This window comes from Methylocapsa acidiphila B2 (assembly GCF_000427445.1).
Classification (GTDB): Bacteria; Pseudomonadota; Alphaproteobacteria; order Rhizobiales; family Beijerinckiaceae; genus Methylocapsa; species Methylocapsa acidiphila.
On the sequence record NZ_KE386496.1, the window covers coordinates 3,326,004 to 3,340,113 of the forward strand.

Below are 14,110 nucleotides of genomic sequence, written 5' to 3' on the forward strand. Positions count from 1 at the left end.
CTGCCGATGATAGCCCGTCTGACGGGCGATCTTCTTGAGCGGCATGCCGCTTGCCGAGAGCGCCAGAATGGCTGCGTTGGTCTCCTCGCGACGTAGATAACCTTCGTACTGGATCCGCTCGGCGCAGGTCAGGAGCTCGGGATTGATCGTGGTCGCGCCAATGACGCTGCGGATCTCGCGCATAGATTTGCGAACGGCTGCGAGGAAGCCCTGACTGGCGTTGGACATCAGATGCCAACGGTCGGCGACCTGAATGGCGTTGGGCAACGCCTTGGCGACAGCTTCGCCATACCCGCCGCCGCGATCACGCGCCACGATGGCGATCCCGGAGTGGTCGGCAAGCCAGGCTTCGGCCGTCGCCTGCTCGCGATCCGGCAGGAGGATAACCGGACGGCGCCTCTCAAGATCGCACACGATGGTTCCGTAGCGATGATTCCGCCGCCACGCCCAATCGTCGATGCCGATGACGCTCAACGGCTCCACGGGAACACGCGCGCGGCGCCGGACTACCCGCAGCAGCGTGTCGTTGCTGACCGGCATGACGAGACGCTTGGCGAAACTGGCCGCTGGTCGGCCGCCGAGCGCCAGTCCCAGATGATGGACAAGGCAATCGAGCCGTCCAGTGCGCCGCGCTCCTGGAGCCAGCACATCGTCCGGAAACCGCTCTGCAAATATCTGCCGTCCACAGAGCGCCGTGGCGCACCGGAACCGCCGCGCTATGATTGTCAGCCGCATGCGGCGACCGCAGAGCGGCAGATCCATCGCCGACCGCCGATAGCGGCTGTGAACGCGCCGGGACGGCTTATTGCAAGACGGACAGATGCTGCCGACGCTCTCGTGCTTCACGACAACGGTGGTCTGGCCCGGTTCGCAGAGAATGTCCTGCACGACAAAGCCATTGGGAAGGAAGGAACCGGCGCGAAAAGTTAGCATGTGGTGATTCCCCAGCGGAATCACCGCAATCGGCGCCTCAACTGCATCAAATGTGAGTCAGACCCCAAATGTGCCCCCCATATGATTGTGGAGACGATTGGCCAGATCCGGCGGGAGCATTTCGTCAAGGGCAAGACGATCAAGGAGATTGCTCGTGATCTGGGCGTTTCGAGGAACGCTGTCCTTAAGGCGGTGCGCTCGGAGGAGACGTCGTTTGTTTACGAGCGCGACGTTCAACCGCAGCCGAAACTCGGGCTTTGGTCCGCCAAGCTCGATGATTTGCTAAAGACGAATGTCGAGAAGCCGGCGCGAGAGCGGCTGACTCTGATCCGGATTTTCGAGGATTTGCGCGGGCTTAGCTACGAGGGCGGCTATGACGCCGCGCGTCGCTACGCGCGCAAATGGCGCGGTGAGCATGGAGCGCTGGCGGCCAGCGCCTATGTCCCGCTCAGCTTCGATCCGGGCGTAGCCTATCAGTTTGACTGGGGCCACGAGATCGTCTTGCTCGACGGCGTGACGACGACCGTGAAGGTCGCCCACATGTGCCTGTGCCACAGCCGCATGATGTTCGTTCGCGCCTATCCGCGCGAGACGCAGGAGATGGTTTTCGACGCGCATGAGCGCGCCCTCTCCTTCTTCAAGGGCTCCTGCGCGCGCGGCATTTATGACAACATGAAGACCGCGGTCGAGACGATTTTCGTCGGCAAGGAGCGCAAGTTCAATCGCCGCTTCGCGCAAATGTGCAGTCATCATCTCGTCGAACCGGTCGCCTGCACGCCGGCGTCCGGCTGGGAGAAAGGCCAGGTCGAAAACCAGGTTGTGGTCTGGCGCGGGAGCGGTTCTTCACGCCTCGCCTACGATTCAAGAGCTATGACGAGATGAACGCCAGACTCCTCGACAAATGCGTCGCCTTCGCCAAGGCGCATAGGCATCCCGAGATCGCGGACGAGACGGTCTGGGAGGTGTTCGAGGAAGAGCGTCCGAAGCTCGTGCCTTATCGCCGACGCTTTGATGGATTCCACGAGGTGACGGCCTCGGTCTCGAAGACCTGCCTCGCGCGGTTCGACAATCACAAATACTCGGTCAATGCGAGCGCCGTCGGCGCTCCCGTCGACATCCACGCCTATGCCACAGCCGCATCGTCATTCGACAAAAGGGGTGCGTCGTCGCCGAACATGCTCGCGCCTACAAACGCGGCGCGACGATCTTCAATCCCTGGCATTACGTGCCAGTCCTCGTGCGCAAGCCCGGCGCTCTGAGGAATGGCGCGCCGTTCAGGGACTGGGTGTTGCCGGGAGCGATTGAACGCGTGCGGCGCAAGCTCGTCGGCAGCGACGACGGCGACCGGCAGATGGTCAAGGTTCTTGTCGCCGTGCTCGAGGACGGGTTGACCCCGCCGTGGAGGCCGCCTGCGCCGACGGCCTGAGCCAGGGCGTCCATTCCGCCGACGTCATTCTCAACATTCTCGCTCGCCGCCGCGAGCCCCCGCCGCCGCCGGCGATCCACACGCCCGAGGCGCTGAAACTGCGGCACATGCCGCTCGCCGGTACGCGTCCGGAGTTTGCACATGACGTCAGGTCTTGACAGGATTTCCGGCTTTCCAGGCCCACGGCAGCAGTTCGTCGAGCCGGTTGATGGGATGTCCATTGACCATGCTCTGGAGCACGTTGGCGAGGTAGGCGTAGGGTTCGACGCCATTGAGCTTGGCGGATTCGATCAGCGAGCAGACGATCGCCCAACGGTCGCCGCCGCCATCGCTGCCGGCGAACAGATGATTCTTGCGGCCGAGCGCCACGGGACGGATCGCGCGTTCGACCGGATTGGTGTCGAGTTCGACGCGGCCGTCGTGCAGGAATCGGGTCAGGCCATCCCAACGCGAGAGCGCGTAGCGGATCGCCTCGGCCAACGTGCTTCGTCCAGGGATGCGCGGAAGCTGGGCTTCCAGCCAGGCGCGCAGGGCATCGACGACAGGCTTCGATCGGCCCCTTCGGGCCGCGAACCGATGCGCCGGCGACTGTCCGCGCACCTCCGCCTCGACGGCATAGATTTCGCCGATCCGGCGCAAAGCCTCGGCCGCCACGGGCGAGTCCGTAGCCTCGGCGACTTCGTAGAACTTGCGCCTCGTATGCGCCCAGCAGGCGGCGAGCGCGATGTCGCCGTTGGCGGCCAATCGCTCGAAGCCGGCATAGCCGTCGACATGCAGCACGCCCTTGAAGCGCTCGAGATGCGACGCCGGCCGTTCAGCCTTGCGGTCGGGTGCGAACAGATAGACCGCCGCTGGCGGCTCGGGTCCGGCCCACGGCCGTTGCTCACGCGAGTAGACCCACAGCCGCCCCGTCTTGGTGCGTCCGCGGCCCGGATCGAGCACCGGAACCGGCGTGTCGTCGGCAAAGAGATGGTCGGAGGCGAACACGTTCTTGCACAGCCGCTCGTGCAGAGCTTCGAGCCACCAGCAGGCGCCGCCGACCCATCCGGCCAGCGTCGAACGCGCCAGATCGACGCCATGCCGGGCGAAGATTTGCGACTGCCGATAGAGCGGCGTGTGATCGCAATATTTGGCGATCAACACCTGCGCGATCAGCGCCGGCGTCGCCAGGCCCCCTGCGATCAGTCGCTCCGGCGCGGGCGCCTGCGCCACCGTCTCGCAGACACGGCATGCATATTTCGGGCGGGTGACGCGGATCACGCGAAGCTGCGCCGGAACCCAGTCGAGCATCTCGCTGACGCTCTCGCCCATCGCATGGAGCACGCCGCCGCAGCACGCACAAACCGCGTCGCCGATGTCGAGCAGAACGTCCTCGCGCGGCAGATGATCGGGCAGCGGCTTGCGATGGGATGGCCGCTCGGATGGTTGCTTCTCGATGCTCGGACGGCTCTCCCGGATGCGGGCGATGTCGCTGTCGAGGTCTTCCAGCGCGAGCGCCAGCTGATCGGGATCAAGGCGTTCGGAACGGCGGCCGAACTGCGCCCGCTGGAGCTTCTTGATGATGGACTGGAGACGTTCGATCTCGCCATCGCGGCTCTCGACGACGCTCGCCATCTCGCGCACGAGCCGGTGCAGGAGGTCCACGTCGGAGGGCAGGTTTTCGAGATCGAGCCGCATGCCCGATTCTACTTCAAGGCGCCTTGTTTCCCAAGCAATAGTGCCTTGAGCGGCTCGGGATTTGGCACTTTTTCAACCGGCGATCGCCGGTCTCCAGACGCGCTCGGGAATGCGCCAGTCGATGCCTTCGATCAGCATGGCGAGTTGTGCTGGAGACAGAGTAATGGAGCCTTCGAAGCCTGCCATCCGGGGCCATGCGAACCCGCCCTGATCGAGCCGTTTGGTGAACAGACACATTCCGTTTCCGTCCCAGAAAAGGATCTTGATTATCTGCGCCCTCTTTCCCCGGAAGGCGAACAGATGGCCCGAGAACGGATCCTTCTTCAGCGTATCCTGAACCAGCATCGCGAGCCCGTCCATGCCCTTCCTCATGTCGGTGTAGCCCAGCGCCAGATGCACCTTCACGCCGGCCGGAATGATCATCATCGCGCCGCCTCCCGGTTGAGAACGTGCTGCCGGACGGCTTCCGGATCGCTGCCGATCGGCGCGAAGACGCGACGCCCGTCACCCAGTTCGACTGCCGTCATGCCGTCGGGCGGCTGCAACAGATTATGCAGCACAAGCGGCGCAGCCAATGTGCTGGTCTGGCCATCGGCCATTTTCACAGCTGCCAGCTTCGCGCGTTTGTTCTTGCCGAAGCTGAGGTCGGCGCGCCACCGGAACAACATGCTAGCAACCACGCCATGCCGCCGTGCGACCGACGATACCGTCTCGCCGGCGCGTTCGGCTTCCAGCACGATCGCCAGCTTTTCTTCTGCGCTGAAGCTGCGGCGGGTTTGCTTTTCTGGCGTCCGCGGATCATCGTCCGATGCGGCTGTCAAGCCGGATTCGGCCGCGCAATCGTTAGCACTACCCTTAGCACTAGTGCTTATTGGCGGGCGGGCGCTCGGATGAAGACGGGCGCGCCAGTCGACCTCCACCTCGCCGGACTCCAGCAGATCGCGCCAGCGGCGCAGACTGTGGGCCGAGATCCGATGCGCGGCGGCGTAATGGGCGGCGGCCAATCCGCTCCAGTTCAGCGCTTCGACATGCATCGCCCAGAACGCCTGGACGGCGGTCGACCGCTTCGACGTGCACAGCGGAGAGGCGCCTCGACGGCGGCGCTGACGACGCTGTTCTTGCGGGAGTTCCCTCGCTTTACGTGCGGCTTCCTCGCCTTCCAGATACCGCAGCCAGCGATCGAACGTATGCTTCGTCAACCGATGCTGGCGACAATATTTGGTCCGGTCGAGGCCGCTCCGCTGCCATGCCTCGATGTGGACCGACCACCACGCCTGCCGAGCTTTGTTCTCAAAATGTTTCGACGCCACCGGAGATCCTCCAATGCACGAAGGAACCCGAAATGGACCGCCAACGCACCCCCAATTCGATGTGCGAGAACCGGACGCTTACGCTCGCCGACTGCCCCCGCTACGATCAGTTGAGGAGAACGGCTTGATGGAACGCACGCAGCTCTTTGATCTCATGGGAGAACTCAAGTTCTTCGGCATGAGGTCGGCCTACGACGAGGTAATGTCGACCGGCATCAAGAGGCAGCATGAGGCGTCAAATGCCGGCAAAATCGCCAACGCAGACGACCTCGCGCCTACAAAAACAAGGCTATCCCCCCATGCGTCGTCATGCTCTGCGCTTGGCGAGCGTCAGATTTGCTTCGTCAATTCATTCTTCACGCCAATCTCCACTGCCGTCGACCATCAGTGAAGATTGGCAGCGAGGTTGATCGGCTGATTGTTCTGGATGGAAACCGGGAGCGTGAGCGCGGCCAAATCCGGGGAAGCAAACGAAGCCATCGCATTCACGAGCTGCGAAGCCTGAGAGATAAGCGCCGTGTTGGCGCCGCTCAGCGCGAACTGGTTGCCGGTTCCAGTTTGCGCAACTGTGTTCGACGCCCCTGTGACGGTCAGCTGGTCATTCAGGGTCGCCAAGACCTGATTGCTCGAGCCGGTGACGGTGGCCTTGGTCCCAGCTCCGATCTGCGCCAAGCCGTTGCTGATCGAAATGGCGTCGCCGGTTCCACTTGCTCCGACATAAGCGCCGCTACCCGCCACAGTGACGCTATCCGACGATCCCCTGATCAGAATTGCATCATTGGCGGCTCCGCTAATGACGTTCGATGAACCGATGATGGCGACTGAGCTGTTTGCGGCAAGATTCGCCGAACCGGACGACATTGAGATAAGGCTATTCACGCCGCTTACGTTGAGAATGTTGCTTGAACTGGTGATGACGCTGGCGACGTTCGACCCAATGCTGATCGTGTTCGAATTGCCATTGACGGCGACCCCGGCGCCCGCCTCGTCCTTGACGCTTCCACTGGCGATCGAAATCGTGTTGCCGACTCCGAAAGCATCCGCTGACATGCCGGACCCAGTCGCTGTCACCATGCCATTGCCCAGCATCTTGATCGAGTCGTTGCTGCCCGTAATCGTGACCGATGCGCCCACTTCGACTACAATGGTCGCATTGCTGACCGAAAGCGCATTCCCTGTTCCCTTTACGTCGATCGCGTTGCTCGAACCCGTGATCGTCGCCGAATCGTTGGTCGTCAGGGTGATCGCGTCGCTTGATCCGTTGGTTTTGACCGTGCTGCCGCTTTCGATCTTGATCGACGCGTTGCTCGCGTTCACGATGTCCGAGTCGTCGACCGTGACCCAATAATAGCCGGTCGAATAGCCTGTGATATATCCACCGCTCACGTCGATCGCGTCGGCCGTCCCCGTCGCCGTGATCGTATCCAAATTGCCGGTCGCCGCTATGGTCGCGTTCGACGACGCGTTCACCGTATCGGACGAACCGGTCACCGCGACCCCTCCGCCGCTCGCCACGGTGATCGTGGCGGAGTTTATCGACGCCGTGTCGCCGGCGCCGGTCACAGTCAACGTATCGCTGGTTCCCGTCGCTGTCACGCCGCCATTCGATTTCTCGGTGATCGACGTACCATTGCCTGCGACGGTCGCCGAAGCGCCGGACTCGATGGTGATAAGCCCGCCAGCGAAACTAACGGATGCGCCCGCCCCAACGACGTCGACATTGTCGCCGGAGCCGCTGATCGTCACTTTGGCGTTCGCCTTCTCCGTGATCGTATTATTGTTGCCAGTAATCGTTGCGCCAGCGCCGGATTCGACCGTGATGGCGGCGCTCGACACGTTCAAAGTATTGCCGGCGCCTGTCACATCGATCGCGTTGCTCGAACCCGTGATCGTCGCCGAATCGTTGCTGGTCAGGGTGATCGCGTCGCTTGATCCGTTGATCTTGACCGTGCTGCCGCTCTCGGTCTTGATCGACGCGTTGCTCGCGTTCGCGACGTCTGAGTCGTCGACCGTGACCCAAACATAGCCGGTCCAATAACCGGTGACGTATCCGCCCGTTACGTCGATCGCGTCGGCCGTCCCCGTCGCCGTGATCGTATCCAAATTGCCGGTCGCCGCTATGGTCGCGTTCGACGACGCGTTCACCGTATCGGACGAACCGGTCACCGCGACCCCTCCGCCGCTCGCCACGGTGATCGTGGCGGAGCCTATCGACGCCGTGTCGCCGGCGCCGGTCACAGTCAACGTATCGCTGGTTCCCGTCGCTGTCACGCCGCCATTCGATTTCTCGGTGATCGACGTACCATTGCCTGCGACGGTCGCCGAAGCGCCGGACTCGATGGTGATAAGCCCGCCAGCGAAACTAACGGATGCGCCCGCCCCAACGACGTCGACATTGTCGCCGGAGCCGCTGATCGTCACTTTGGCGTTCGCCTTCTCCGTGATCGTATTATTGTTGCCAGTAATCGTTGCGCCAGCGCCGGATTCGACCGTGATGGCGGCGCTCGACACGTTCAAAGTATTGCCGGCGCCTGTCACATCGATCGCGTTGCTCGAACCCGTGATCGTCGCCGAATCGTTGCTGGTCAGGGTGATCGCGTCGCTTGATCCGTTGGTTTTGACCGTGCTGCCGCTCTCGATCTTGACCGACGCGTTGCTCGCGTTCACGACGTCTGAGTCGTCGACCGTGACCCAAACATAGCCGGTCCAATAACCGGTGACGTATCCGCCCGTTACGTCGATCGCGTCGGCCGTCCCCGTCGCCGTGATCGTATCCAAATTGCCGGTCACCGCTATGGTCGCGTTCGACGACGCATTCACCGTATCGGACGAACCGGTCACCGCGACCCCTCCGCCGCTCGCCACGGTGATGGTGGCGGAGCCTATCGACAAAGCGTTCCCAGCTTCGGTCACAGTGACGGGATCGCTAACACCCGTCACGGCGACGTTGGTATTTGAGGTCAACGTGACAGTGTTTGAATTGCTGGTCACGGTTCCGCTGGCTCCTGTGGCGAACGTCAGGGCGAGGCCGCTTGCATGAACCGTGTTGCTTGTCCCAGTCAGGGTCAAAGACGTCGAATGCCCATTTCCGGCCGCCAAATGGTCTGGGCTCGCGGCAAAGGCCGCGACCAGATCGGCGCGCGAAAGCGTCCCCGCGTTCAAAGCGGACAACCAGGACTGCAATTCCGCGGCCTGAGGCGGACGACCGAGGGTGTTGACGTAAAGCTGGCTGATGAAATCCGAGTTACTCAGGGAACCATATTTTGTCGTGAATTCCGCCAGTGTGATAAGCTCATTGGCGATTTGCGAGGCAGTGTCCTGGCCGGTCAGCAATTGTTGGGTATAGGTCGTCAGCTCAGCCGCGGTCGGCCCTCGATCAAGAGCCGCGTCAAACAGGTCGGCGACAATATCGGCGGCCTGCACCTTGTCTGTTGTGTGGTCGGTCGAAAGCGCGGCCCCCAGCGCAAGCGAGGAATTATTGGTGACTTGGTGAGCATTTCCATCGGCCAGATGCTCGGCGCTTTCGGAGACGGTGACGGCAAGAGCGGCTCGGGTCAATGCTCCCGAGTTGAGCTGTGACAGCAGATTGGATAGGTCTGATGTGGAGGCCGAGCGACCATAGGCGTTTTGATAGATTTGCTCGATGAAGTCAATATTTGACAGGCTGCCGTATTTCTGCGTGAACTCCGTGGAGGCCATCAAATCGGTAGCCAGTAGCGTGGAATTAAGGACGCCGTTCGTGATATACTTAACTAAATATTCGGTTTCCTTTGTTGTCATGCTTCGATTCAGAAGGGTGTCATACATGCGTTCGGCAATCGCAATATCGGCATTTTCTGTTGCGAGGCTTATTGTTGCCGAATAGCTATCTTGAGTATAATAAGTCACTGAGCCATTTGCGCCATCCTGTTCCAATTGATCGCTCACCGCCCAAGTATCGACGTTGTTGGCGTCAATAGTATGGGATATGAAGTTCAAATTATAAAAGGAGCCGGCTGAATTCGAATTCGAATACGTCCTCGTTGACGACGCATAGCTGCCATTGGCGTCGGCGACGATTGTCGTCGCCGTCGGGGCTGTGGTACTCGGCTGGACCGTGATGGTTCGCCCGTCGAAACTCGTCGTGGTCGTGACCGACGAATTCAGCGACCCATTGGAATTGTAATAGCTCACGGTGTCAGTCTTGGAGCCATCCGCGGCGACCAAGATCGAATCGCCTCGATCGATCACGCCGTCGCCGTTGCTGTCGACTTGAATCAATGTCGAAAGACCATTGGCGCTCGTCGTCGTGACGGTCTTGTCTTTCAAGGACCCATCGGCATAGATATCGGTGAGCGTTTCGGTTGAGCTGCCGTCCGCGTTCAGGACTTTGGCGTCCGTTTGCGTCTCATCAAAGGTCCCATCTCCATTGGCGTCGGTCTGCGCTGTCTTTGTGAGGCCGTTGGCGCTGATCGACGTAACTGTCTTGTCCCGCAGCGAGCCATTGCTATTGAGGTCGGAAACCGTCACAACGCGAGAACCGTTCACGTTGATGACCGTATTGCTCGTCTGGGTCAGATCCACCAGGCCATCGCCGTTGGTATCCATCGCAACGGTCTTCGACAGACCGTTCGTCGAGGTCGTGGTGACGATCTTGTCCTTGAGAGCTCCGCTTGCAGTCGTATCGGTGATCGTGTCCGTCGTGCTCCCGTCCGAATTTATGACGGTCGTTTCGAAATGATCGAAAACGCCGTCACCATTCGTGTCCCGCTGCAGCGACTGGGTCCGACCGTCGGCGCTGGTCGTCAGAATGTCATTTTCCAACAGAGCCGCGCCGGACGGATTCAAGATCGTCAATGTCTCGGTTTTGCTTCCATCGAGTCCTTGGACGATCTGATCAGTTCTATCGAATGTTCCGTCGCCATTGACATCGAGCTGGATGGTTTTGGACAGGCCGCTGGCGCTCGTCGTAATGACCGACTGGTCCAACAAAGCGCCGCTCGAACTACGATCGGCAATCGTCTCCGTCTGCGAACCGTCGGCGTTGAGGGCGGTAACGTCCGTCGCCGTCGCCGCGATGGAAGCAAGGCCATTCGCCCCGCTCCTTTGCATGGTCTTTGAGAGGCCATTGGCGCTCGTCGTCGTGACGATCCGATCCTTCACGCTGCCGGCTGTTCCCCCATTGTAATCCGTGAAGGTTTCGGTTCGGCTGCCATCCGCATTGAGGACAGTGAGGTCAGTCTCCGTTTCGTCAATGACGCCGTCGCCATTCGTGTCGAGTTGGACCATCGTCGACAAACCATTGGCGCTCGTCGTCGTGATCTTCTTGTCCTTCAAGCTTCCATTGGCGTTGAGATCGGAAATCGTATCGACTTTGCTCCCATTGCTCTGGATCGCAATGACCTCAGTCTGGTCGATCACGCCATCGCCATTCACGTCCCGCGTAACGCTGACGGTTTTTTGATCGGCGCTTGTCGTCGTGACGGTCTTGTCGCGCAGGGAGCCATTGAAATTCTTGTCCGTCACAGTCTCGACCTGGCTGCCATCCGCGTTCAAAACGGTGGCGTCCGTCGTCGTCACGTCGATAGTCCCATCGCCGTTCAGGTCGCGAGAGGTCGCAATCGCTCTGCCATCCGCGCTCGTGACGACCGTCTTTGAGTCGCTCAATGACGAACCGACATAATCCTTATAGGTTTGCGTGACGCTGCCGTCGGCGTTGAAAACGGAGACATCCGTGGTCGTGAGATCGACGGCGCCGTCCCCGCTCAGATCTTTTGTCACCGTCGTCGCAAGACCATTGGCGCTCGTCGTCGTGATCGTTTGGTCGCGCTTCGAACCATTCGCGTTCAGATCGGTGACGGTCTCGGTGTGACTGCCGTCGGCGTTGAGAATCGTCACGTCGGTCGTCGTCAGATTGAACGCGCCGCCGCCATTCGGCTCGGACTGGGTCGTTTTGGAGACGCTATTCGCCGCGGTCGTCACAGTGATTTTATCCAGAACCGTCCCGTTGGCGGTCGCATCGGTCACGGTCTCGGTGGTGCTGCCGTCAGCATTGAGAACGGTCACATCGGTGGTCGTGAGATCGAAGGTCTCATCGCCATTCAGATCCGTCTTCCCCGTTTTCGAAAGGCCATTGGCGCTGGTGGTCGTGACGGTCTGGTCGCGCTCCGATCCGTTGGCGCTCTTGTCCGTAACGGTTTCGGTCTGGCTCCCGTCGGCGTTGAGGACCGTCACATCGGTCGTCGTGAGATCGAAGGTCCCGTCGCCATTGGCGTCGGTCTGCGTCGTCGTCGACAATCCCGTCGCGCTGGTCGTCGCGACGGTCTGATCGCGTTCGGAGCCATTGGCGTTCTTGTCCGTGACAGTCTCGGTCCGGCTTCCGTCGGCGTTGAGGACCGTCACATCGGTCGTCGTGAGATCGAAGGTCCCATCGCCATTGGCGTCGGTCTGCGTCGTTGTCGACAATCCCGTCGCGCTGGTCGTCGTCACGGTCTGATCGCGCAGCGATCCATCCGGGTTGAGATCCGAGACCGTATCGATCGTGTTGCCATTGAGGGGCTCGACGACGGTCTCCTTCTGGTCAACCGCGCCATCGCCGTTCAAGTCGCGCGTAGTGGTCACGGTTTTGCGGTCGGCGCTGGTGGTCGTCACCGTCTGGTCCAGCAACGCGCCATTTGCGCTCTTATCAGCGACGGTCTCGGTCCGGCTGCCGTCGGCGTTCACGACGGTCACGTCCGTGGTCGTGACGTCGAAACTTCCATCGCCGTTTAAATCGGTCTGCGTCGTCGCCGAGAGGCCGTTGGCGCTCGTCGTGACGACAGTCTTGTTTCGCAGAGATCCATTGCCGTTCTGCGCGCTTGTCGTCTCCGTCGAACTGCCGTCCGCATTCTTCACCGTGGTCGAAACCACGGTCAGATCAATGACCCCGTCGCCATTCAAATCAGATTGGACCGTTTTAGTCAGGCCGTCGGCGCTCGTCGTCGTGATGGTCTTGTCGATCAAGGCGCCGTTCGGGCTGAAATCCGACGCCGTATCGACGCTCGAGCCATTGGCCGCGACAGCGATGGCTTCGACCCGATCGAAGACGCCGTCGCCATTCGAATCGCTTTGAATCGTGCGCGATCGGCCATCCGCCGCTTTTACCGTAACGGTCTTGTCGCGCAGCGAGCCATTGGCGTTCGTATCCGTCACGGTCTCGGTGCGGCTGCTGTCGGCGTTCACAACCGTCGCGTCGGTCCTAGTGAAATCAATAACGCCGTCGCCGGTTGCGTCGCTCTGTGTCGTGGTCGACAATCCATTCGCGCTGATCGTCGTGATCGTCTTGTCGCGAAGCGATCCGTCGGCGTTGCGATCGGTCTGCGTCGTCGTCGTGCTGCTGTCCGCATTGACGACGATCGACGATGTTTGGGTCAGGTCATAAACGCCGTCGCCATTGGCGTCGATCTGAATCGTCTTGGAGCGCCCGTCCGCGCTCGTGGTCGTGACGGTTTTATCCTTCAGCGAGCCATTGGCGTTCGCGTCGGTGACGGTTTCGGTCCGGCTATTGTCGGCGTTGACCACTGTGGCGTCGACCGTGGTCAGATCATAGACGCCGTCGCCGTTGAAATCGGTTTGAACGGTGCGCGTCAGGCCATTGGCGCTCACCGTGGTGAGGCTCTTGTCCCTGGTCGACCCGTCCGGGTTGAGGTCGGTCAGCGTGACGGATTTGCTGCCGTCCGCGTTTGTGACGTCGACCTCGGTCTGATCGATAAGGCCATCGGCATTGAAATCGCGCTGGATCGTGACTGTCTTGCCATTGGCGCTCGTCGCCGTGACCGTTCGATCGATGAGGACGCCGGCGCTGGTTGAGTCGGTCAGCGTCTCGATCTTGCTGCCGTCGGCGTTGACCACGGTCGCGTCGGTTTGCGTCTGATCGCTGATTCCGTCGCCGTTCTGGTCGAAAGTGATGGTCTTGGAGAGACCATTGGCGGACGTGGTCGAGATCGTCTCATTGGCGAGGCTCCCGTCCGGGTTTAGCGCCTTGTTGTCGATGATCGTCGAGCCGTCGGCATTATGCGTGGTCGTCGATTTGATCGCATAGCCATTGGAATCATAGGCGAAGGATACGGTGGCCGCCGTACCTGTCGCGCCATTGGTGCGGGTGAAGGTCGTTTCGCCGTCGATCGACGATCCGTCGGAAAATGTTTGGCTGGTCGAGTCGGCGGTCAGATTGATCGAGGCGACACCGGCCTGCGCCAGGGTCTCCAGCGTTTGCGTGCCATCGGCATTGGTGACAAGGATCTTGAAAGCGGCGAAATCCGCGTCGCCGGCGTCGAGCTTGCCGTCATGGTTCGTGTCGAACACATCAAGCAGCGCCTGCATGTCGGTCTTGGCGGTCGGGTCCCAATCGGTGAAGACGACCTGGTTCTGCTGGGTGATCTGGCCGGACCCAGTGAGATCAAGCACGAGCACGCCATTGCCCGCCCCGGCCCAGGCGGTGCGGTGCTGATAGCCGTCGCCCGCCATGTCGAAGAATGTGTTGGACGAGCTGAGCGGCGTGATCTTCACGCCATTGCCGGCGAGATCGAGTACGATTGGGCCGTAGTAGCCCCCGCCGCCCCCGCCGCCCCCGCCGTAGCCGCCGCCCCCGCCGTAGCCGCCCGTGTTGTCGGCGTAGGAAGGGTAGTTGAAGTCATTGGTGCCGCTGGCCCCGCCGGCCCCGCCGAAATCAATGGAATTGTAGATTTGATCCAATTGCGCGTTCTGCGCGGCAATGTCATTGTTGAAGCTTGCCCAATCCACATTG

The 14,110-nt window shown here is 61.1% G+C and carries 5 protein-coding genes and 2 pseudogenes (1 of these 7 running past the window's edge); 2 read left to right on the forward strand and 5 right to left on the reverse strand.

Going from position 1 to position 14,110, the window contains the following annotated elements:
- Nucleotides 1-933, reverse strand: the 5' portion of a protein-coding gene (locus METAC_RS0118385) for an ISL3 family transposase (RefSeq protein WP_026606791.1). The gene continues 621 nt to the left of window position 1, outside the view; only the first 933 of its 1,554 coding nucleotides appear in the window; it begins with the start codon at nucleotides 931-933; its stop codon lies off the left edge, out of view.
- Between the two features lie 81 nt (nucleotides 934-1,014).
- On the opposite strand from METAC_RS0118385, the pseudogene istA reads away from it, so the two are divergent.
- Nucleotides 1,015-2,517: pseudogene (gene istA, locus METAC_RS24450) on the forward strand (IS21 family transposase).
- On the opposite strand, the gene tnpC reads toward istA, so the two are convergent.
- From tnpC to tnpA, 3 genes are all read right to left on the reverse strand, one after another.
- Nucleotides 2,507-4,036 carry an IS66 family transposase gene (gene tnpC / locus METAC_RS0118395; protein WP_026607566.1) on the reverse strand — a complete coding sequence of 510 codons (1,530 nt, stop codon included), beginning with the start codon at nucleotides 4,034-4,036 and terminating at the stop codon, nucleotides 2,507-2,509. The pseudogene istA and the gene tnpC sit on opposite strands and share 11 nt — an antisense overlap.
- A 72-nt stretch (nucleotides 4,037-4,108) precedes the next feature.
- Nucleotides 4,109-4,462 (reverse strand): IS66 family insertion sequence element accessory protein TnpB, encoded by a 354-nt coding sequence (gene tnpB, locus METAC_RS0118400; protein ID WP_026607565.1) that lies wholly within the window; start codon nucleotides 4,460-4,462, stop codon nucleotides 4,109-4,111.
- Nucleotides 4,459-5,346 (reverse strand): IS66 family insertion sequence element accessory protein TnpA, encoded by an 888-nt coding sequence (tnpA, locus tag METAC_RS27505; RefSeq protein ID WP_026607564.1) that lies wholly within the window; start codon nucleotides 5,344-5,346, stop codon nucleotides 4,459-4,461. The genes tnpB and tnpA overlap by 4 nt, the downstream gene beginning before the upstream one ends.
- Before the next feature lie 127 nt (nucleotides 5,347-5,473).
- Here tnpA and METAC_RS24460 point away from each other — a divergent pair.
- Nucleotides 5,474-5,578: pseudogene (locus METAC_RS24460) on the forward strand (IS21-like element helper ATPase IstB); the annotation flags it as partial.
- A gap of 152 nt (nucleotides 5,579-5,730) precedes the next feature.
- Here the strand turns inward: METAC_RS24460 and METAC_RS25380 are convergent.
- Nucleotides 5,731-14,106 carry a beta strand repeat-containing protein gene (locus METAC_RS25380; RefSeq protein WP_425338939.1) on the reverse strand — a complete coding sequence of 2,792 codons (8,376 nt, stop codon included), beginning with the start codon at nucleotides 14,104-14,106 and terminating at the stop codon, nucleotides 5,731-5,733.
- Nucleotides 14,107-14,110 lie beyond the last annotated feature (4 nt).